Here is a 20,980-nt window from a genome sequence, read left to right on the forward strand (position 1 = left end):
ACTCAGACCAGCCCGTAGTCCTTGAGCTTCTTGCGCAGGGTGGCGCGGTGGATGCCCAGCAGGGCCGCGGCGCGGCTCTGGTTTCCGTCGCAATGGTTCAACACCTCGACGAACAGCGGGATCTCCATTTCGCGCAGGACGATCTCGTAGACATCGTTGGCTTCGACCCCGTCCAGGTCGCGCAGGTAGCGCCTGACCGACTGCGCCACGTGCTCGCGAAGAGGCGGGCGGGAGGCGGGGCGGCCGGCGTCGGCGCGGGAAGGGGCGTTCTGCTGCACGTGGGATTCCGTGAGGCGATGCGCGTGCATCAAGCGGGTTGGGGAGTCTAGCGCGGCCATCCGGCCGCTGCCATTGGCCATCAGTGGAACCTGAAGGCGAACGCCACCGTACCCGGTGCCGGTTCCTGCACCACGAAGGTGACCTGGGCGCTCTGTCCTGGTGCAAGCAGGCCTTCGGGTGGCTCGCCGAGGTACTGCGCTGGCGTGAACACGCCGCTGCCGGTGGTGCGGCCGTCGGCATCGGACAGCGACAGCTGCAGGGTCGGCCAGGCCTGGGCCCAGCGCGCATCGTTGCGGAAGGTGGCATCGACCCGCAGGGTGCCGGCAGCCTGGCCGGGGCGCACGCTGCGCTCGACCATGGTGAATGCGGATGGCTCGTGCCAGGCAGGCAGCGAGCAGCGCAGCAGCGCGCAGGCCTGCAGCACGAGCGGACGCCATTGCGGATCGGCGGCCAGCCGCGCGCGATCTGCCAGCAGCACCTGCAGTCCCAGCAGCAGCGCCAGTGCGGCCAGCAGCGGCCATTGCCAGTGGCGGCGCAGCGCGGCGGTGGCAGCCAGCGGCGCACGTACGGTTGGGGCGGGCGCGGGGCTCGCGGGCGTGGGGACGGATGCAGCGGTGGCAGGCGCGACGGTTGATGCAGGGGCCGCGGAAGCCTCGGCTACGGATGCAGGAGCGGGCGCAGGCGCTTCGGTTGCGGCCTCACCGGACCGTGCTGCACCGGTGTCTTCGTTCCCGGGCGCATCGGCGGCCGGCGCGTCGAGCAGGGTGGCCAGCGGCGGTGCCGCGGGAGCATCTGCCTGTCCAGGCGCGGCAGCCCCGGCGGATGCCGCGGCCGCAGCGCCATCCGCATGCAGCGGCTTGCCACAGCGCGGGCAGGTTTCCGGCCGCGGTTGTGCCGGCAGGTGGGTGACCAGGAAGTCGCAGTGCGGGCAGGCGGTGAACATGCCCGCTATTCAACCATGCGTCCGGCGCCGTGCGGGCGCCGCGCGTCGCCTCAGCGGCGCACGCCGTCGATCCGCACCCAGTCGCCGTCGATGCTGGCCTTGAGGTCGTCGAACCAGGCCGCGTAGCGCTCCAGCAGTTCGCCTTCCTGGCCCTGGAGGATGCCGGACAGGGCGATGCGGCCGCCCTGCGCCACGCGCGCGGCCAGCACCTCGGCCAATGCGTCCAGTGCGGACGCGAGGATGTTGGCCACCACCACCGGATAGGTCGCCTCCGGCTCGTCTTCGGGGAGGTACACGGCCAGGCGGCCGTCGACCTCGTTGCGCAGCGCGTTGTCCAGCGAGGCCTGGACCGCCTGCGGATCGTTGTCCACGCCCACGGCCTGGTCGGCGCCCAGCTTCAGCGCGGCCAGGGCGAGGATGCCGGAGCCGCAGCCGAAGTCGAGCACGCGCGCGCCCTGCAGCATGCCGTCGCCGGCCAGCCCGTCCAGCCAGCGCAGGCACAGCGCGGTGGTCGGGTGGGTGCCGGAACCGAAGGCCAGGCCCGGGTCCAGCCGCACCACCGCCGCGTCGGGCGTGGCGGCCTCGGCCGGAAGCTCGTGGTTCCAGGGCACGATCCAGGTGCGCTCGCCGAAGCGCATCGGCTGGAACTGGTCCAGCCACACGCGTTCCCAGTCCTGGTCCTCGACCGTGCGGAACCCGGCCGTGCTCCAGTCCAGCTCCGGATCGAACGCCTCCAGCGCCGCCAGCAGGGCCAGCGCGTCGGCATCGGCGTCGAACAGCGCGGTCAGCACCAGCGACTTCCACACCGGGGTCTGGCCCACGCCCGGCTCGAGGATGGCGCGCTCGTTGGGGGTATCGGCGTCGGCGTCCAGCAGGGTCACCGACAGCGCACCCACGTCCTCCAGCGCGCGCTCGTAGCGCGGCTGCTCGGCCTCGGTGCTGCGCAGGCTCAGTTCAAGGTAGGGCATGTGGGTTCGGCGGGGTGCGTAAGGGGGATGCGATTGTCTCACGCCGGCGCGGCCGCAAAAGGAAAGGGCCGGCAATGCCGGCCCCAGGTGTCCCTGCCCGGCGCAGCGCCGGGTGTCCGGACAGCCCGCGCGGCAATGCCGCGCAGGCCAGTGTTTCTCACCCCAGCGCGATCGACTGGTTCTTGCGCTCGGCCAGGCGCTTCTCCAGGTAGTGGATGTTCTGGCCACCGGCCTGGAAGCCCTTGTCGCGCATGATCCGCTGCTGCAGCGGGATGTTGGTCTTGATGCCATCGACCACCATCTCGCTCAGCGCCACGCGCATGCGGCAGATCGCGGTCTCTCGGTCCGGGCCGTGCACGATCAGCTTGCCGATCATCGAGTCGTAGTTCGGCGGCACGCGGTAACCCTCGTAGATGTGGGTGTCCACGCGCACGCCCGGGCCGCCCGGGGCATGGAAGTGCTGGATCAGGCCGGGGCTGGGGAAGAAGGTTTCCGGGTCCTCGGCGTTGATGCGGCACTCGATCGCATGGCCGTTGAGCACCACGTCCTCCTGGCGGATGCGCAGCTTGTGGCCGGCGGCGATGCGCAGCTGCTCGGCCACCAGGTCGATGCCGGTGACCATCTCGGTGACCGGATGCTCCACCTGGATGCGGGTGTTCATCTCGATGAAGTAGAAGCGGCCGTTCTCGTACAGGAACTCGAACGTGCCGGCGCCGCGGTAGCCGATGCGGATGCAGGCCTCGGTGCAGACCTTGCCGATCTCGGCGCGCTGCTCGGCGGTGATGCCCGGCGCCGGCGCTTCCTCGACCACCTTCTGGTGGCGGCGCTGCATCGAGCAGTCGCGCTCGCCCAGGTGGATGGCGTTGCCCTGGCCGTCGGCCAGCACCTGGATCTCCACGTGGCGCGGATTCTCCAGGTACTTCTCCATGTAGACCTCGCCGTTGCCGAAGGCGGCCTTGGCCTCGGTCTTGGTGGTCTCGATGGCGGCCTTCAGCGCGGCCTCGGCGTGGACCACGCGCATGCCGCGGCCACCGCCGCCGCCGGCGGCCTTGATGATCACCGGGTAGCCGATCTCGCGGGCGATCCTGGCGTTGGTGACGATGTCGTCGCCCAGCGGGCCGCCGGAGCCGGGCACGCAGGGCACGCCCGCGGCCTTCATCGCGCGGATCGCCTCCACCTTGTCGCCCATCAGGCGGATGGTGTCCGCCTTGGGCCCGATGAAGATGAAGCCGGACTGCTCCACGCGCTCGGCGAAGTCGGCGTTCTCGGACAGGAAGCCGTAGCCGGGGTGGATGGCCTGGGCATCGGTCACCTCGGCGGCGGCGATGATCGAGGCCATGTTGAGGTAGCTGTCGGTGGACGGCGCCGGACCGATGCAGACCGACTCGTCGGCCATGGCGACGTGCTTGAGGTTGCGGTCGACCGTGGAGTGCACGGCGACGGTGCGGATGCCCAGCGCATGGCAGGCGCGCAGGATCCGCAACGCGATCTCGCCGCGATTTGCGATTACGACTTTATCAAGCATGGGATTGGGCCCGTGATTCGTGATTTGTCATTGGTAATTCGTAGGAGCCCGGCTCGTCGCGCACCGCTGCAGCCCCGTCGATCGACCTGATCAGCGCGTTGAGGCGCGCGAAGGTGCGGTCGAGCAGTTGCAGGAGGTCCTGGTCCGGGGCGGCGAGGCCGACCCGGGGAGCCAGCGCCAGCTGCGTATCCAGTTCGGACAGCGAGCCGCGCGCGATCAGCAGGAAACGTACGAGTTCAGGGGCATAGCGACGGGCGGCGCCTTCGGCGATGTTCGATGGCACGCTCACGGCGGCCCGGCGCATCTGCGCCGTCAGGCCGTACCGTTCCTCGGCGGGAAAGCCGGCCGAGTACGCGTACACCAGGGCGGCAAGTTCCATCGCATCACGCCATACATCCAGGCGCTGGTGCGGCCGCTCCTTCGAATCACCAATCACGAATCACCAATCCCGTCGTGATCGGCTATCAGCCGATCACGAACAACGGCTGGTCGAACTCGATCGGCTGGCCGCTCTCGCACAGGATCGCGACCACGGTGCCGGAGGTGTCGGCCTCGATCGGGTTGAACATCTTCATCGCCTCGATGATGCCCAGGGTGTCGCCGGCCTTGACCTGCTGGCCGACGGTCACGAAGGCCGGCTTGTCCGGGCCGGGGGCGGCGTAATAGGTGCCGACCATCGGTGCGCGCACCACGTGGCCCGGGGGCAGGTCGCTGCCCGGCTTCGGCGTGCCGCCGGTGGCGGCCTCGACCGGCGAGCTCATCGGCATCGGCGCGGCGGCCGGGGCCGCGGCGGGCGAGCGCACTTCCAGCGCGGCGGCCGGGGCGGCCACGGCGACGCCCTGCGGGATGCGCGACAGGCGCACGCTTTCCTCGCCTTCCTTGATCTCGATTTCGGCGAGGTTGGATTCTTCCAGCAGGTCGATGAGCTTCTTGATCTTGCGCAGGTCCATGGTGGCCTCTGTGTGGGGCGTCCGCGGCGCGGACGCGTTGCAACGGGAAACGCGGGGATCAGGCCGGCAGCCGCGCCAGCGCCGCATCCAGGGCGTAGCGGTAGCTGTCGGCGCCGAACCCGCAGACCACGCCGACCGCCTTGTCGCTGAAGTAGCTGTGCTGGCGGAAAGGCTCGCGGGCGTGGGGGTTGGAGAGGTGGATCTCGATGAACGGGATCGCCACCGCCGCCAGGGCGTCGCGCAGGGCGACCGAGGTGTGGGTGAAGGCGGCGGGGTTGACCAGGATGAAGGCCGTGCCGTCCTGGCGTGCGGCCTGGACCCGGTCCACCAGCGCATGCTCGGCATTGGACTGGAACGACTCGAGCTCATGGCCGGCCGCCGTGGCGCGCTGCGCCAGGTCGGCATCGATGTCCGCCAGCGTGGTGCGACCGTAGACCTCCGGCTCGCGGGTTCCGAGCAGGTTGAGGTTGGGGCCGTGCAGGACCAGCAGTTTGGCCATGGTTTCGAGCGGAACCGGGAAGGGCGGCAGTCTGGAGGATGCTGCCTTTACTGTCCAGTTCGACGAAGATGAAGGCGTTTCAATCGATCGTTTGAAAGTGATGCGGGTACAGCTTCGCGCTGGTGACCCACGCATCGATGGCACCGGCCTTGAACGGGCCCAGGTGCTGGCCGGCGATCCGCCCCCGCGTATCAATCACGACGGTATACGGAAGCAGGCCGCGGGTGTTGCCCAGGACCACGCTGGCGTCGGCGGGGCCGGGGGTGTCGAGCAGGATCGGATAGGTCACCGGGACGTGGCTGAGGAAGGCGCGTACCGAGTCGGCATCATCCAGGGCCAGGCCGACCACCTGCACGCCGTCCTCGCCCTGGCTCTGCGCGAAGCGCTGCAGCTCGGGCATCTCCTCGATGCAGGGCTGGCACCAGCTGGCCCAGACGTTCACCAGCAGCGGGCGACCTGGCGCGATCGAGGCCAGTTCGACGATGTTGCCGTCCAGGTCGGGCAGGCGGATCGGTTCCACCTGCTTTTCCAGCAGGGCTCCGAGGGGTTGGGGGCCGGAAGAGGCCGGGGAGGCGGTCGCCGGCAGCCCGTCGACCACTTCGCCGGTTTCGTCCGCGAAACCGGCCGTGGACCCGGCGCGCCCGGCCTCGTACCAGGCACGCGCACCCAGCCCCAGCGCCGCAGCGCAGGCGGCCGCCAGCACCATGCGCAAGGTGGGACTCATCGTGCCGCCGCCCGCAGCAGGGCGTCCTCGACGATGGCCGGGGTCAGTACCGGGGGCAGCACCGCCGGCGGAGCGCCCGGCCCGTAGACCACGTACAGCGGCACGCCCACGGCGTTGTGCTTCTCGAGGAAGGCGCTGATCGCCGGATCGGTATTGGTCCAGTCACCACGCATGTACACCGCGCCGGTGCGGCCCAGCAGTTCGCGGAAGTCGTCGCGGTCGAGCACGTTGCGTTCGTTGGCCTTGCAGGTGACGCACCAGTCGGCGGTCATGTTGACGAACACGACCCGGTCCTCGGCGCGCAACCGGTCAAGCTCGGCCGCTGCGTAGGCCACGGCATCGTTGTGGGCGGCGCGCGCGCTGGCGGCCGGCAGGCGGGTCACGCCCCAGGCGGGGAGCAGGGCGACCACGGCTAGCAGCAGGGCGGCGAGCGCGGCCGGGCGACGGCCGCCCCAACGGGTTCGCTCGAACCACCACAGCGCCAATGCCAGCACCGCGGCACCGGCCAGGACCAGGGCGACCGCATCCACGCCGCGCTGGCGGCCGAGGACCCACAGCAGCCACACCGCGGTCAGGTACATCGGATAGGCCAGCACCTGCTTGACCGTCTCCATCCACGCCCCGGGTTTGGGCAGGCGCCGCGCCAGCCCGGGCACGAAGCCGATCAGCAGGAACGGCAGGGCCAGGCCCAGGCCGAGCACCAGGAACACCAGCATGCCGGCCGCAGCCGGGGCGGCGAAGGCATAGGCCAGCGCCGGGCCCATGAACGGCGCGATGCAGGGGCTGGCGACCACGCAGGCGAGCACGCCGGTGAGGAAGTCGCCGGCCGGGCCGGTTCGGCCGGCGGCGAGGCTGCCGCCGATGCCGGCGCCAAGCGTGTACACGCCCGACAGGCTCAGGCCGACCGCGAACATCAGGTAGGCGAGTGCGGCGACGAACCATGGCTGCTGCAGCTGGAAACCCCAGCCGGCCGCCTGGCCGGCCGCGCGCAGGGCCACCACCAGGGCGCCAACCGCGGCGAAGGCCACCAGCACGCCGGCGGTGTACCAGAGGGCGTGGCCCCGGGCGCGCTCGCGGCTCTCGCCACTCTGGGCCAGGCCCAGGGCCTTGAGCGACAGCACCGGCAGCACGCAGGGCATCAGGTTCAGCACCAGGCCGCCAACCAAGGCCAGCAGCAGGGCGCCGACCAGGGTCTGCCTGGCCTTGCCGGCCGCGGCTGGCGGCGGGGTGCGGTCGGCGTTGCCGGCCGACGCATCCGGGGAAGGTCCGGCCGGCGCCTGGATGTCTTCCTCGGCCGGGTCGGTCGTTCCGGCCACGGTATCGTCCGCCGGCGCGGACGTCGTGGCCGGCGCGTCGGGCGCGGCCGGCAGCGCGGCCACGTCGCCGGCCGGCAGGTCGACCGGGATGCGCCGGGTCATCGGCGGGTAGCAGATGCCGCCGTCCTGGCAGCCCTGGAATGTGACCACCAGGGTCGGGCGAGCCGCCTGCGGGCGGTTGCGCAGCACCGGCACCGGCACCACCGTCGGCTCGAAATAGACCGTGACCTCGCCGAAGTGCTCGTCGCGGTGGGCGGTGCCGGCCGGCCACTGCGGGCGCCCGGTCGACAGGCCGGGTGCGTCCTCCAGCGCGAAGCGGGTCATGTCGCGGTAGATGTAGTAGCCGTCCGCCGGCTGCAGGCGCACCCGCAGGCGGTTGCCGCCGTCGGCCACCGCGTCCACCGCGAAGGCCTGGGCTTCCGGCAGCGCCACGGCATTGCCGAGCGCGGCCGCCAGCCGGTTGCCGCGGCCGCTGCTGCCCTGCAGGCCGGGCAGGCCGCTGGCCGCGCTGGCGCCGCCGGGCAGGCGTACCTGGAGCTTGCGGGTCTGCGGCGGATAGCAGATGCCGATGTCGGCACAGCCCTGGTAGCGCACCTGGAGCTCGGCCACCTGCCCGGCACCGGTGGGCTGGCCGTCGAGGATCGCCAGCAGGGCGCCGCGATAGGTCTCGACCGGGCCGAAGAACTCGTCCACGTGGCGCTCGCCGGCCGGCAGGCGCAGGTTGCCGCCGACGAAGTCGCCGCTGGCGGCGACCGAGGTGCGGTGGCGGTACAGGTAATAGCCGTCGGCGATCTTCCAGTGCACCTCGATCCGCCCCGGCTCGGGGGCGACCGCGGTGAGCGCGAAGGCCTGGTCGACCGGCAACAGGTCCGATTCGTCCACGGCCGCCCGTGCGGCGGCGGCCGGCAGCAGCCACGCCAGCAGCATGAGGAGCAGTCCGGCCACGTGCCGGGCCGGGTTGGGGTGGTGCAGGGCCATGCGTGCGTCTTCCGGGAAGTCAGTCACGGGTGGCTTCGACCACCCATCCGAGGTAGGCGGGCAACCCGCCAGCGGCCTTGACCGCCAGGACCTCGGGGAGTTCATAGGGGTGCAGGGCCTGCAGCCGCTCGACCAGCCGCGGCAGGCGGTCGGCCGGGGCCTTGGCCATCAGCAGGACCTCGTCGGCCTGTTCCACCGCGCCCTGCCAGCGGTACACCGAGCGCATGCCGGGCAGGACGCTGGCGCAGGCCGCCAGCCGCTCCTCCACCACGGCGGTGGCCAGGCGGGAGGCGGTTGCCGGATCCGGGCAGCTGCAGAAGACCAGGTGGATGTCCATGGTCGGCAAGTGTAGCCGGGCCCCCCGCGGCGGGGCCCGGCGCCCGGCCCGGGTCGAAAAAGCCGGCCACCCCCCCTTGAAAGCGTCCCCGGGGTGCCCCATCTGCCGTGCATGCTCCCGGCCTGCCGGGGGTTTTCCTGCCGTCGCGGGCGCTGGCACTCGCCAGGGTCGAGTGCTAGACTCGCCGCCCTTTTTCCAACCCAGTCAATCACTTGTGAGGGATTGAAATGAGCAATATCAAGCCGCTGTACGACCGCGTCGTGATCAAGCGCACCGAAGAGGAGAAGGTTTCCGCCGGTGGCATCGTGATCCCGGATTCGGCTACCGAGAAGCCGATCAAGGGTCAGGTCATCGCCGTGGGCGAGGGCAAGGTGCTCGACAACGGCAGCGTCCGCACCCCGAAGGTGAAGGTCGGCGACCAGGTCCTGTTCGGCAAGTACGCCGGCACCGAGGTCAAGCTCGACGGCACCGAGTACCTGGTGGTGAAGGAAGACGACATCTTCGCGGTCCTGGGCTGAGCCCACCGCGCTTCCCGCGTCCAGATCCACACAACGCATAACGAACCACGGAGTTTTTCAAAATGGCTGCGAAGGAAATCCGTTTCGGTGAAGACGCCCGCTCGCGCATGGTGCGCGGCGTGAACATCCTCGCCAACGCCGTCAAGGCGACCCTGGGCCCGAAGGGCCGCAACGTCGTGCTCGAGAAGAGCTTTGGCGCCCCGACGATCACCAAGGACGGCGTGTCCGTCGCCAAGGAGATCGAGCTGGCCGACAAGTTCGAGAACATGGGCGCGCAGATGGTCAAGGAAGTCGCTTCCAAGACCTCCGACAACGCCGGTGACGGCACCACCACCGCGACCGTGCTGGCCCAGGCCTTCATCCGCGAGGGCTCCAAGGCCGTGGCCGCGGGCATGAACCCGATGGACCTCAAGCGCGGCATCGACCAGGCCGTCAAGGCCGCCGTCGAGGAGCTGAAGAAGCTGTCCAAGCCGACCGCCGACGACAAGGCGATCGCCCAGGTCGGCACCATCTCGGCCAACAGCGACGAGTCCATCGGCAACATCATCGCCGAGGCGATGAAGAAGGTCGGCAAGGAAGGCGTCATCACCGTCGAGGAGGGCTCGGGCCTGGAGAACGAGCTGGACGTGGTCGAGGGCATGCAGTTCGACCGCGGCTACCTGTCGCCGTACTTCATCAACAACCAGCAGTCGCAGACCGCCGACCTGGATGACCCCTTCATCCTGCTGCACGACAAGAAGATCTCCAACGTGCGTGACCTGCTGCCCGTCCTCGAGGGCGTGGCCAAGGCCGGCAAGCCGCTGCTGATCGTCGCCGAGGAAGTCGAGGGCGAGGCCCTGGCGACCCTGGTGGTCAACACCATCCGCGGCATCGTCAAGGTCGTGGCGGTCAAGGCCCCGGGCTTCGGCGACCGTCGCAAGGCGATGCTGGAAGACATGGCCGTCCTGACCGGCGGCACCGTGATCTCCGAGGAAGTGGGCCTGCAGCTGGAGAAGGCCACCATCAAGGACCTGGGCCGCGCCAAGAAGGTGCAGGTCTCCAAGGAGAACACCACCATCATCGACGGCGCCGGCGACACCTCCGCCATCGAGGCCCGCATCAAGCAGATCAAGGCGCAGATCGAGGAGACCTCCTCGGACTACGACCGCGAGAAGCTGCAGGAGCGCGTTGCCAAGCTGGCCGGCGGCGTGGCCGTGATCAAGGTCGGTGCCTCGACCGAGATCGAGATGAAGGAGAAGAAGGCCCGCGTCGAGGACGCGCTGCACGCCACCCGCGCTGCGGTCGAGGAAGGCGTGGTCCCGGGCGGCGGCGTCGCCCTGATCCGTGCCAAGGCCGCGATCGAAGGCCTGAAGGGTGCCAACGAGGACCAGAACCACGGCATCCAGATCGCCCTGCGCGCCATGGAAGCCCCGCTGCGCGAGATCGTCGCCAACGCCGGCGAGGAGCCCTCGGTGGTCGTCAACCAGGTCAAGGCCGGCACCGGTAACTTCGGTTACAACGCCGCCAACGGCCAGTACGGCGACATGGTCGAGTTCGGCATCCTGGATCCGACCAAGGTGACCCGCACCGCGCTGCAGAACGCCTCGTCCATCGCCGGCCTGATGATCACCACCGAAGCCATGGTGGCCGAGCTGCCGAAGAAGGAAGAGCCGGCGATGCCGGGCGCCGGTGGCATGGGCGGCATGGGCGGCATGGATTTCTGATCCGCCCGCACACCGCGACACCGCAGTAACGGAAAACCCCGCCGGAAGGCGGGGTTTTCCTTTATGGGGCCGATGGTGGCCTCCTGCGATGGCGGCCCCGGGTTGATGCCCCGCCCCGCCCCGCGGCCGGGTCCCGGGGGCGCGGGGGAGGCTTGGCCTCAGAGGTCGAGGCCGAAGCCGACGCCTGCCGAGCGCTCGCTGCCGCTGAAGGCGCCGCCCAGGGAGAACGAGGCACGGCCGACGCGCTTGCCGTAGCCCACCGAGAGGCCGCGTTCGCCTCCCTGGAAGCCCGCTCCCACGGCGATGCGACCACGGCCGCCCTGGCTGCCCGCGGCGTTGATCGCCATGTTCAACATCGCCGTGCTCATCGCTCCCATGCGGTCGATGCGGCGGTCCTGCTGGCGCACGCGGCGGTCGAGTCCGTCGAAGCGGTCTTCCAGCGCGCCGAGGCGGTCGTTGATCCCGCCGACATCGAAGCCGGCCAGTTGCTGGATGGCGATATCGGTGTAGGCGTTGGCGGCGGTCAGGGTGGCTGTGTCACCCGCTTCCAGGTCGTCGCGCACCGCCTCTTCGCGTTCGTCCGTGTAACCGGTCGCGGTGGCCAGCGTGGCCTCGTCGCCGACCTCGGCGACGTCGGTGGCGATCGCCTGCACCTCGGCTTCGGTCAGGCCATCGCCACCGCCGGGGCCTGCCGGCCCCTGCGGACCCTGCGGCCCCTCCGGCCCCTGCGGTCCGACCAGCGACGCGAGCCACTCGCTCTCCGTCCCGGTGTAGCCATTGCTCACCGCGACCTCGTAGGCGCTCAGCCCCTGCGGGCCGGGCGTGCCGCCCGGAGGCAGCGCCTCGATCGCGTCGATGCGGCCATCGAGGCCGGTCAGGACGCCGTCGATCGCGGCAAAGGCGTCGCCGACGTTGCCGTGGTTGCCGCCCTGGATCACGTAGACCGGCGGCGTCCAGGCGCCGTTGGCGTAGGCCGCGCCGCCGCCGAAGTACGCCGCCACGGTGCTGCCCATGTCCGACAGCTGCGACACGTTGACCGCGTCGGTGGCGGCGGTGCCGGCCGCCACGTGCACCAGGCGGCGCTCGTTGTCGGCATCGCCGAAGGAAACGGTATCCGCTTCGCTGGCCACCGAGTGCGCGCCGATCGCGACCGCATTGGTCGCCTCGGCCGCGACCAGCGTGTTGTTGCCGATCGCGATGCTGGCGGTTGAAGTCGCGCCGGTTGCACCTTCCGCCAGCACCGAGACGTCCCTGCCGATGGCGATGGCCTCGTAGCCGGTTGCTTCCGCGCCGACGCCGATGGCGAGGCTCTGGTAGCCGGCGGCCGTCGAGCCGTAGCCCAGCGCGTGGCTGCGGGTGCCGCTGGCGACATTCAGGTAGCCGAACGCGCTGCTGCGCTCGCCCCCGGTGGTGTTGTCCGTGCCGAACGCGTTGCTGCCCGATCCGGTTGCTTCGTTGAACTGACCGAACGCGTTGCTGCTGCCGCCACTGGCGGCGTTCCTGTAGCCGATGGCGGTCGCGTTGTTGGCCGTGACCTCGTTCATGTAACCGAAAGCGCTGGCCGAGTTGTTGCTTGCCATGTTCCGGTAACCCACCGCGGAGGCTGATCCGCCGGCGGCCTGGTTGTTGGTTCCGAAGGCCACGCTGCCGCCGCCGCTGGCGGTGTTGTAGTAGCCGAACGCGTTGGCATTGGCGCCGCTGGCGGTGTTCTGCCAGCCGAATGCGTTGGCATAGGAACCACTGCTCGTGTTGGAGATGCCGAAGGCGGCGCCGCTCTCGGCCGTGTTGGCCGTGCCGACGGCAGTGCTGTTCTGGGCGACCGCGGTGTTGCGGTGCCCGATCGCCGACGACTGCACGCCGCTGGCGCTGTTGCGGTCGCCGACCGCGGTGCTGTTCGAGCCGCTCGCGGTGTTGGCATTGCCGACGGCGGTGCTGCGCTCGCCGCGGGCGATATTGCCATTGCCCACGGCGGTACTTTCCTCGGCGCTGGCATTGTTGCCTTCGCCATAGGCGCTGGCGTCGACGACGCAGGTCGTGTTGGCGTCGCCATGCTCGTTGCCTTCGGTGCGGTTGGTGGTGTCGCTGCTCTGCTCCCAGGCGCCGGAGGTCGTGTTGAAGGTCCAGCAGCCCGGCCCGGCGGGATCGGCCTGGACGGTCGGGGCGACGGCCAGGCCGATGGCGAGCATCAGCGGCGCGACGTGGTGCGGCGTGCGGAATTGCGCGGTCATGCGGTGGATCTCCTTGTTGGACGGTCGTTGTTCACCGGGTGCTGCGGGGGTCGCGACGGCACGGTCCGGGATCGGGTCGTGGGTGCCGGCCGACGGCGTTCGCCGAGGGACGGCTGAAAGCAGGGGGGCGCCAGGTGGCGGGTCGCCATGCCCGCCCTCCAGCCACGAGATCCGGGGGCGGCGACTGACAGGCCCTTGGCGGAAGGGCGATGGCGGGCGCGACTGGCGCTGCCCCGGGTCGACGGCGGGCCTGCGCATGCGGCCGGTGCCCGGCCCGCCGGGCAATCGCGAGTTGCGCGGTGGCGCCGTGCGCAGGCGGCCGCGCGCGTCGCCTGCGTCAGTTGCCCAGCAGCCCCCGCAGCAGCCCGCGTGCGGCCTCCTTCGCGGCGGGCCGGGCTGCATCGCGGGGGGTGGTGCCGGCCATGCCGGGCATGAGCATCGCAGTCGACTTGCTGCGCACGCGCACGTTCCAGGCTGGGGTCCAGTCGCGCGCGGCGTCGGCCGGGCGCGGCTGGGCGATGCTGCGCTGGCTGCCGTAGGCGATCATCTGCACCACCGGCGCGGCGTCGACCCCGGCGAATACTTCGGTCGGGATCCGGCAACTGCGCGCGTCGGCACCGAGCACGGTGCGCTTGCCGGCCCACTGCGCCAGCAGCGGTTCGGGCAGGTAGTCCATCAGCTCGGGGCCGGCGTAGCCGTCCTCGGAGCTGCTCCACATCACGATGGTGTCGCCCTGCGAGGCCATGGCATGGATGAAGTAGCCGCGCGCGCCGTCGACCGGCGTCCACTCGAGGGTCATGCCGTCGCCGGGGCTGCCGGAGCTGGCGAGTTCGAGGTTCGGCAGGAAGTCGTCGGCCTGGCCAAGCGCGAACTGCATCGCATCCGGCAGGCCCTCGCCGTCGAGCTGATGGCTGCCGACCAGCGAGGCCTTGTCGGACACCCCGCGGCGCGCGCCGGGGTTGGGCCACAGCACGTGCTGCGGGCCGATGTCGGGGCCCTGCGCCGGCACCCGGCGCGGCGCCATCGCGCGCCCGCCCTGCACCGGCTTGCCGTTGCGGACGGTCATCGAGTACTCGACAGGCTGGCGGCCGCGGGCCTGCTCGCCGCAACCCCAGAAGTAGCGGACCCGGTAGCTGCTGCCGTCGGCCAGGCCGAGCGCACCACTGCCGTCGACGGTGCCGTCGGCCTGGTCCTGGCTGCGCTCGCGTGGCAGCAGCTCGATGCTCTTGCCCAGCCGCAGTCCCTTGGGAATGGCCTGGGTGGCCGGCTGCCCCGGCGCGGCGCGGTTGTGCAGCGCGACGTCCATGTAGCGGCCGGGCATGCCCGGGTGCCGGGTCATGCCGTAGCTGGCGTGCTGGCCGCCCATGGCGCCGGCCAGGCGGCCCATCGCGCCCATGCCGGGCATGCCCGGCATGGCGTGGGTGGCGACGTCGATGTAGAGCTCGGCCTGCGCGGCCTGCGCGGGAGCGGCCGCGGCGCCGGCGGACAGCGCAAGCGCCAGCGTCGATGCCGCGAGGAAAGGAGAAGCTTGCATAGGAGGTGCCCTTGCTGGATGAGCGGACCGGACGGCGGCCCTGCCGGCCCGGTGCATCCGGACCTGACATCCACGAGAAAGGAGCGCGGCAACTGACAGTGGGGGCGCGATCGCCTTTGGTCTCCTCCTCCTGCGCGCGCCGCCGCGCCCCTGTCTCCTGCAGGCGCGGCAAGCCGGGCCCGCAGTGGCGGGCACCGGTGCCGGCCTGTGCCCCGGTGCGTGCGCAGCCGCGCCCGCCACGGGCGACGCAATGCCCAGCGCGGGGTATGGCGCAAGGTGGCGATGCCGACGTCTTCCATCGAGGCCGCGGCGCCGGGCCGGTTCATGACCGACCACCCGGAGGTGGCGGTGACGAACGCCCGGCCTGCCGCGGTGCTGCCGCCATGGATCTGCCAGTCGCGGATGAAGCCATCGCCGTGGTTGTGCAGGTGGAGGGTGGGCGCGCCGGCCAGGTCGGCCGAGGGCGCCGCCGCCGCGGGCCGCCGGCACGGACGGGATGGATGCGTGCGCCGCCGGCTCAGTCGCCGACCGTGGCCAGTTCCATGTAGCGCGTGTACAGCGGCCGCAGGGCGGCCATCCGTGCCTGCACCGTTTCGCGTTCGTCCGCCGACAGTGGCGCGTATGGATCGCGCGCCAGCACCTCGAGCGCGTGGTCGCGCTTGTGCCGCTCCAGGCGCGACAGGCGGGCTTGGCCCTCCGTGCCGGCATAGCGCGCATGGAGCATGTCCTCGTACAGCAGCTTCTGCAGTGCATCGCGCACGCGGCGGTAATCGGCGGGCGCGAGCCCGGCCGCGGCGGCCACCTGCCGGCCCTGGGCATCGTGCGCGGAGAGCGAGACGAAGTGGTTGCCGCTGGCGCGCATCAGGGCGATCTCCTCGTCCATGCCGCGTACGTAGGCGTCGATCACCGCGTCGCTCAGCGCAGGGCGCGGAGCATCGGCCGACGGGGCCTGGCGGACGGGCGCGGCGGCCGTCGCCGGTGCGGTAGCGTCCGTGCAGCGCTGCTGGATCGACTGCGCCCGGTGCCGGGCGATGGCCGCCTGTGTGGCGAAACGTGATCGCAGGCCGGCGGCCTCGACCCCGTTGACCCAGCCGTCGAGGGCCAGGCTGATGGCGGCGGCCGTGTCGCAAGGGGCGGACGTGGCCTGCCGCGATGCTTCATCCAGGCGGCCCCATGACGCCTCCATCGCCTCGGCCAGCGGCGCGCCGGCCGGTCCGGCCATGGCGGGCGCCGAAGGCGTGGCATCGCAGCCGGCGAGCGCGGCGGGCAGCACGAGCAGGAGGCCGACGCGCTGCAGAACCGGGCCTGGAGGGAGGATGGACATCGGCACTGCCTCGGCGGAACGGGACGGGGGCCGGGCCAGTCCGCAAGGCCGGGCACGTCATCCACGCGAACCGTGGCCGCGGACTGACAGGGGGTGCCGGCGGAATGTCCGGTACCGGCACTCAGCGCAGCGTGGCGGCCAGTTCGTGCATCCGCAGGGTGCCCGGATGCGACTCGCCATAGATCTCCAGGTGCGCCCGGAGCGCGTCTTCGACCGCGGCCTTCGCGTGCGCCGGACGGTGCCTGGCGTACAGTTCGGCGCGCGCGGCCATCACCCGCGGCCACTCGACGCCGTTGTCGACGCCGGCGGCACGCGCATCGGCGATGGCCTGCTCGAACAGGGTTTCGGCCTCGTCCACCCGGCCGAGCGCCGCCAGCGCCACGGCGCGCACCTCGTCGGTGGACGCCAGCCGGCGGGGATCCTTGTGCTCCGCGTCGTGGTAGATCGCGCTGGCCTGCCCGGCGAGCACGAGCGCCTCGGCGGCGCGGCCCTGCCGCAGCCGCAGGCGCGCCATCTGCACCAGGCCGATGGCGACGTAGGGGTGGTCCGGGCCCAGCATTTCGCGGCGCATGCGCAGGCCCTGGTCCAGCAGCGCCTCGGCCTCGTCGTGGCGCCCGGACTGGCGGTACAGGTTGCCGAGGTTGGCGACGGCGATCGCGTAGCGCGGATCGTCCCTCCCGAAGACCTCGCCTGCCAGCTCCATGGCGCGGATCATGTGCGGTTCGGCCTCGGCATCGCGTTCGGCATTGTCGAGCGCCAGTGCCAGGTTGTTGTAGGCGGCGGCGAGGGAGGAGCCCTGGGAACGCGAGGCTTCCCGGATCGCGATCGACTCGGTGATCGCCTCGACGGCTTCGTCGAACCGCGCCAGGTGGGTCAGGATGATGCCGTGCAGGTCCAGCAGCGAGGCGCGCGCGGGATGGTCCGGAAGGTACACCCTGCGAGCCAGCGCCAGTGCTTCCGACGACCGCTCCAGCGCCGCTTCCAGGTCCCCCCGCCCGAGGGCCGCGCCCGCCAGGCTGGCGTGCACCGGGAGCCGTTCGGTTGGCGCGAGCTTGTCCAGGCTTTGCAAGGCAAGCGCTTCTTCGAGCAGAGCCTCCTCGCGTTGCTCGTGTCCCTGCACGGAGAGGGCCGCAGCCAGCGCGCGCAGGTAGAAGAACATCGCCTCTGGCGGCAGCGCCGGCTCGCTGCGCGCGCGCGCCAGCGCAGCCTCGGCATAGGCGACCGCTTCGGGGACCTTGCCCACGTCGGTCAGCGCGCGGCTGCGGTGCATCACCAGCTGGCCGTGCCGGTCCCCGGGGACCTGGCCGAGTCCCTCGAGGGCGCGCTCGACGGCATCGAATTCGGCCAATGCCTCCAGATGGCGGTCGGCCGCCGCGTCCAGCAGGCCCTTGCCCAACCTGGCGTGGATGACCAGCACCGGATCCCCGGTTTCCCCGGCCAGGGCGATGCCCTCGGCCAGCAGCGGTTCGGCGGCGTCCAGTTCCTGGATCCTCCGGTACAGGTCGCCGAGCAGGACCAGCATCTCCGCGCGCAGCGCCGGCGTGTCGCCGAAGGCGCCGCTCATCCGGTGCGCGCCCTGGTCGAGCAGGTCGCGCGCGGTGAGCGGGCCGTCGATGGAGGCATTGGGGTCGTTGGCCTCGAACAGCTGCACCATGAAATCGCGCGCGGCGGTCGCGCGCCGTTCCTGGATGCGGGCGATTTCGGCTTCGCGGCGCGCCTGGCCTGCCTGCCACAGGGTCGCGCCGACGCCGCCGGCCAGGCTCGCCGCCAGCAGCACGCCCGCGGCTACCGCGCCCTTGTTGCGCAGGATGAACTTGCGCAGGCGGTAGCCGGCGCCGGGGGGCTGCGCCAGCACCGGGCGGCCGTCGAGCCAGCGGCGCAGGTCGTCGGCCAGCGCGTCGGCGGTGGCGTAGCGCTGCTCGGGCTCCTCGGCCAGGGCCTTGAGCAGCACGCGATCGAGGTCGCTCTTCAGCGGCACGTAGTGGCGGTGGTAGGCGTCGGAGGCCGCGCGCACCAGCAGCGAGGGGCGGGTGGTCTCGCCACCGGCGGCCGCGGCCTGCGGGGTGCGGCCGGTGAGCAGGCGGTGCAGCAGGGCGCCCAGGCCGTAGACGTCCATCGCGGTGCCGGGCGGATCGCCGCGCAGCTGCTCGGGGGCGGCGTAGCCGGGGGTGAGTGCGCGCCACACCGTCTGCGTGCGCTCGCCGCCGCCGTCGGCGAACTGCGCGATGCCGAAATCGAGCAGGCGCACGTGGCCACCGGCCTCGACCAGCACGTTGGACGGCTTGAGGTCGCGGTGGATCACCAGGTTGCGGTGGGCGTAGGCGACCGCATCGCAGACCTGCAGGCACAGCTGCACGATGGCGCGCGCGTCCGGCGCCTGCGACTGGCACCAGTGGTCGATGCGCTGGCCGTCCACCAGCGGCATCGCCAGCCAGCAGGTGCCGTCGTCGGCCACGCCGGAGTCGACCAGCGCGGTGATGTGCGGATGGTTGAGCCGGGCCAGGATCCCGGCCTCGCGCCGGAAGCGCCCGGCGCCGTCGCTGCCGAGGGTGCCCAGGGTCAGGATCTTCAGCGCCGCGTGCTGGCGGGCGATGCCCTGGTCGCGCCGGGCGCGGTACACGATGGCCATGCCGCCCCGGCCGATCTCCTCCTCCAGCGACCAGTCGCCGAGCCGGCGTCCGGCCAGGGCGTCCGTCGCCGGGGGCCGTGGCGCCTCCGCGGCGCGGTGCGCGGCGACCAGTTGCCCGAGCCGGCGCCTGACCGGGTCCGGCGCGTCCACGGCCGCCAGCCATGCCTCGCGCGCGTCTTCGTCCAGGTCCAGCCACTGGTCGAACAGCGCGTCGGCGGCCTGCCAGTGCGCCAGCTGCTCACGGTCCATGGGCGGCCTCGTCCTCCAGCATCACCTGCAGGAACGCACGCGCACGTTCCCATTCGCGATAGACCGTGCGCTCGGACACTGCCAGCAGCGCGGCGATCTCGGCGAACTCCAGCCCGGCCAGGCAGCGCAGCTCCACCACCCGGCGTCGCTGCGGGCTGATCGCCTCCAGCGCGTCCAGGCCGGCGTCCAGCGCCAGCAGGTCGGTGAGGGCCGGGCCGCCGGCGGGCAGGTGGTCGTCCAGGTGGACCGCGACCTGGCCACCGCCGCGCTTGGCGGTGCCGCGTGCCCGTGCGTGCTCGACCAGGATCCAGCGCATGGCCCGCGCCGCGGCCGCGAAGAAATGCTCGCGATCGCGCAGCGACAGCGGTGTTCCCTGGGTGATGCGCAGGTACAGTTCGTGCACCAGCACCGTCGGGGTGATGGTGGCCTCGTTGCCGCGCATCCGCGAATTGGCCAGCCGGACCAGTTGCGGGTACAGCGCTTCGAACACCGCCGAGAAGCGCCCCGGCTGGCCGTCGCGGGCCAGTGCAAGCAATCGGGTGATGTCAGGGTCTGTCACGCGGGCGTTCCCCGGTTGCCCAGTCATTGGAGCCGGCCATCGCAGGCCTGCATGCGCCCCGGCCGGCCCGGGCCGAGTATGCCCGTGATCGCCCGGCCATGCCCCGGCGCGGATGCGGCACCGGTCACAGTCGCGTCCACCGCCGCCACGCGGGTTGCCGCTGTAACGGTTGCGCGGCCCGGAAACGGCTGTTATCAATGGCCCCGTGAACATCCCGCGCGCTTCCTACTACTTCTGGTACTGCTTTCCGAGCCCACAGGCGGAGGAAGGGGTACGCGCGTCCTGAAGTTCAACCGGACACACCCCGAAAGCCGCCAGCGAACCTGGCGGCTTTTTTGTTGCCGCCACGCTGGGCAGGCCCCACGCAACCAGAGATGGAAACACCATGCCCCCGCACACCGACGACCTCCGCATCCGCAGCCTCGAGCCACTGACTTCCCCGGCCGAGCTGCTGGCCCAGATTCCCTGCGACGACCGGGCCTCGCAGACCGTGGCCGACGCGCGCCATGCGCTGGGCGCGATCCTGCACGGCCGCGACGACCGCCTCGCGGTGGTGATCGGTCCGTGCTCGATCCACGACCCGGAGGCGGCGATGGAATACGCACGCCGCCTGCGCCCGCTGCGCGACAGCCTCGGCGACGCGCTGGAGATCGTGATGCGCGTGTACTTCGAGAAGCCGCGCACCACCGTCGGCTGGAAGGGCCTGATCAACGACCCCGACCTGGACGGCAGCTTCCGCATCAACAAGGGCCTGCGCATCGCCCGCGGCCTGCTGCGCGACATCAACCACCTCGGCCTGCCGGCCGGCTGCGAATACCTGGACACGATCTCGCCGCAGTTCGTCGCCGACCTGGTCGCCTGGGGCGCGATCGGCGCGCGCACGACCGAGAGCCAGGTCCACCGCGAGATGGCCTCCGGCCTGTCCTGCCCGGTCGGCTTCAAGAATGGCACCGACGGCAACGTGCGCATCGCCGCCGACGCGGTGATGGCGGCGGCGCATCCACACCATTTCCTGGCCGTGACCAAGGACGGCCGCTCGGCGATCGCCGCCACCGCCGGCAACCCGGACTGCCACGTGATCCTGCGCGGAGGCAAGGCGCCGAACTTCGACGCGGCCAGCGTGCAGTCCGCCAGCGAGGTGCTGGAGCGTTCGGGCCTGGCGCCGCGGATCATGATCGACGCCAGCCACGCCAACAGCGGCAAGAACCCGGACAACCAGCCGGCCGTGGTCGAGGACATCGCCGCGCAGCTGGAAGGCGGCGAGCGGCGGATCATCGGCGTCATGGTGGAAAGCCACCTGGTCGGTGGCCGCCAGGACCCGGTGGACGGGCGCGCGCTGGTCTATGGCCAGAGCATCACCGACGGCTGCCTCGGCTGGGAGGCATCGGTCGCGGTACTGGAGCGGCTGGCCGAGGCGGTGCGCCGTCGTCGCGCGCTGCCGGTGGAGCGCAACGAGGCGGCCTGAGGTCCTGCCGCCGATGCCGGGGTGTCGAGTGTCGGTCCTGCCGCCGCCCTGGGGCGGCAGGGGGCGATGCCACTGCAAGCAATTCTGCGCATCTCGTTCAGGTTCGTGGGCCAAATCCGCCGGTTTGCACGAACTGCTGAGTCCCGCCGGAACTGGTCGATGAACCATTCCGGGTAGCGTGATAGCGGTATCACCCCGGGGAATAGCCGTATTCAGCCAACCCATTGATATATCGGCGTTCGTGAACCCGGC

At 71.4% G+C, this 20,980-nt stretch carries 18 protein-coding genes; 3 read left to right on the forward strand and 15 right to left on the reverse strand.

The genetic code is table 11. The features are described 5' to 3' along the window. Positions 1–2: 2 nt before the first annotated feature. The 10 genes from fis to cutA all read right to left on the reverse strand — a co-directional run bounded on the left by fis (position 3) and on the right by cutA (position 8,528). Entirely contained in the window at positions 3–278 is a 276-nt protein-coding gene (gene fis, locus PSESU_RS02000; protein WP_041763757.1) for a DNA-binding transcriptional regulator Fis, read from the reverse strand. Positions 279–358: 80 nt separating this feature from the next. Beyond that, positions 359–1,222, reverse strand: coding sequence for a DUF3426 domain-containing protein (locus PSESU_RS15840; RefSeq protein WP_081459295.1), 864 nt, complete (start codon positions 1,220–1,222; stop codon positions 359–361). Between the two features lie 50 nt (positions 1,223–1,272). After that, the gene (prmA, locus tag PSESU_RS02010; RefSeq protein ID WP_013534094.1) at positions 1,273–2,190 is read right to left on the reverse strand and encodes a 50S ribosomal protein L11 methyltransferase; all 918 of its coding nucleotides are present in this window, start codon (positions 2,188–2,190) and stop codon (positions 1,273–1,275) included. A 157-nt stretch (positions 2,191–2,347) separates the two neighbouring features. Then, the gene (gene accC / locus PSESU_RS02015) at positions 2,348–3,715 is read right to left on the reverse strand and encodes an acetyl-CoA carboxylase biotin carboxylase subunit (RefSeq protein ID WP_013534095.1); all 1,368 of its coding nucleotides are present in this window, start codon (positions 3,713–3,715) and stop codon (positions 2,348–2,350) included. After that, positions 3,708–4,151 (reverse strand): four helix bundle protein, encoded by a 444-nt coding sequence (locus tag PSESU_RS02020; RefSeq protein ID WP_013534096.1) that lies wholly within the window; start codon positions 4,149–4,151, stop codon positions 3,708–3,710. Before PSESU_RS02020 ends, accC begins: the two co-directional genes overlap by 8 nt. A 28-nt stretch (positions 4,152–4,179) precedes the next feature. Beyond that, complete coding sequence (gene accB, locus PSESU_RS02025) at positions 4,180–4,665, reverse strand: acetyl-CoA carboxylase biotin carboxyl carrier protein (RefSeq protein ID WP_013534097.1); 486 nt, start codon at positions 4,663–4,665, stop codon at positions 4,180–4,182. A gap of 58 nt (positions 4,666–4,723) precedes the next feature. Continuing rightward, positions 4,724–5,164 carry a type II 3-dehydroquinate dehydratase gene (aroQ, locus tag PSESU_RS02030; protein ID WP_013534098.1) on the reverse strand — a complete coding sequence of 147 codons (441 nt, stop codon included), beginning with the start codon at positions 5,162–5,164 and terminating at the stop codon, positions 4,724–4,726. A 79-nt stretch (positions 5,165–5,243) separates the two neighbouring features. Beyond that, positions 5,244–5,888 (reverse strand): TlpA family protein disulfide reductase, encoded by a 645-nt coding sequence (locus PSESU_RS15605; RefSeq protein ID WP_013534099.1) that lies wholly within the window; start codon positions 5,886–5,888, stop codon positions 5,244–5,246. Then, on the reverse strand, positions 5,885–8,182 hold the full coding sequence (locus tag PSESU_RS02040) for a protein-disulfide reductase DsbD family protein (protein WP_013534100.1): 2,298 nt from the start codon (positions 8,180–8,182) through the stop codon (positions 5,885–5,887). The genes PSESU_RS15605 and PSESU_RS02040 overlap by 4 nt, the downstream gene beginning before the upstream one ends. 19 nt (positions 8,183–8,201) lie before the next feature. After that, on the reverse strand, positions 8,202–8,528 hold the full coding sequence (cutA, locus tag PSESU_RS02045; RefSeq protein ID WP_428992103.1) for a divalent-cation tolerance protein CutA: 327 nt from the start codon (positions 8,526–8,528) through the stop codon (positions 8,202–8,204). Positions 8,529–8,746: 218 nt separating this feature from the next. Between cutA and groES the strand changes: the two genes are divergently transcribed. Together groES and groL are read left to right on the forward strand one after the other, a co-directional pair. Further along, complete coding sequence (gene groES / locus PSESU_RS02050) at positions 8,747–9,037, forward strand: co-chaperone GroES (protein WP_013534102.1); 291 nt, start codon at positions 8,747–8,749, stop codon at positions 9,035–9,037. 62 nt (positions 9,038–9,099) lie between these two features. Then, complete coding sequence (groL, locus tag PSESU_RS02055) at positions 9,100–10,740, forward strand: chaperonin GroEL (protein ID WP_013534103.1); 1,641 nt, start codon at positions 9,100–9,102, stop codon at positions 10,738–10,740. A gap of 158 nt (positions 10,741–10,898) precedes the next feature. Here the strand turns inward: groL and PSESU_RS15610 are convergent, their stop codons facing one another. The 5 genes from PSESU_RS15610 to PSESU_RS02080 all read right to left on the reverse strand — a co-directional run bounded on the left by PSESU_RS15610 (position 10,899) and on the right by PSESU_RS02080 (position 19,263). Further along, complete coding sequence (locus PSESU_RS15610; protein WP_013534104.1) at positions 10,899–12,968, reverse strand: Hep_Hag repeat-containing protein; 2,070 nt, start codon at positions 12,966–12,968, stop codon at positions 10,899–10,901. A gap of 337 nt (positions 12,969–13,305) precedes the next feature. Continuing rightward, positions 13,306–14,502 (reverse strand): hypothetical protein, encoded by a 1,197-nt coding sequence (locus PSESU_RS02065; RefSeq protein WP_013534105.1) that lies wholly within the window; start codon positions 14,500–14,502, stop codon positions 13,306–13,308. Between the two features lie 517 nt (positions 14,503–15,019). Then, positions 15,020–15,826, reverse strand: a complete 807-nt coding sequence (locus tag PSESU_RS02070) for a hypothetical protein (protein ID WP_013534106.1) — start codon at positions 15,824–15,826, stop codon at positions 15,020–15,022. Between the two features lie 121 nt (positions 15,827–15,947). Then, positions 15,948–18,704: a serine/threonine-protein kinase gene (locus tag PSESU_RS02075; RefSeq protein ID WP_013534107.1), complete on the reverse strand. Its 2,757-nt coding sequence runs from the start codon at positions 18,702–18,704 to the stop codon at positions 15,948–15,950. Further along, entirely contained in the window at positions 18,694–19,263 is a 570-nt protein-coding gene (locus PSESU_RS02080) for an ECF-type sigma factor (protein WP_013534108.1), read from the reverse strand. The genes PSESU_RS02075 and PSESU_RS02080 overlap by 11 nt, the downstream gene beginning before the upstream one ends. Positions 19,264–19,648: 385 nt before the next feature. Here PSESU_RS02080 and PSESU_RS02085 point away from each other — a divergent pair, with 385 nt between their 5' ends. Then, positions 19,649–20,728, forward strand: a complete 1,080-nt coding sequence (locus PSESU_RS02085) for a 3-deoxy-7-phosphoheptulonate synthase (RefSeq protein WP_013534109.1) — start codon at positions 19,649–19,651, stop codon at positions 20,726–20,728. Positions 20,729–20,980 lie beyond the last annotated feature (252 nt).

Source organism: Pseudoxanthomonas suwonensis 11-1, assembly GCF_000185965.1.
Lineage (GTDB): Bacteria > Pseudomonadota > Gammaproteobacteria > Xanthomonadales > Xanthomonadaceae > Pseudoxanthomonas > Pseudoxanthomonas suwonensis_A.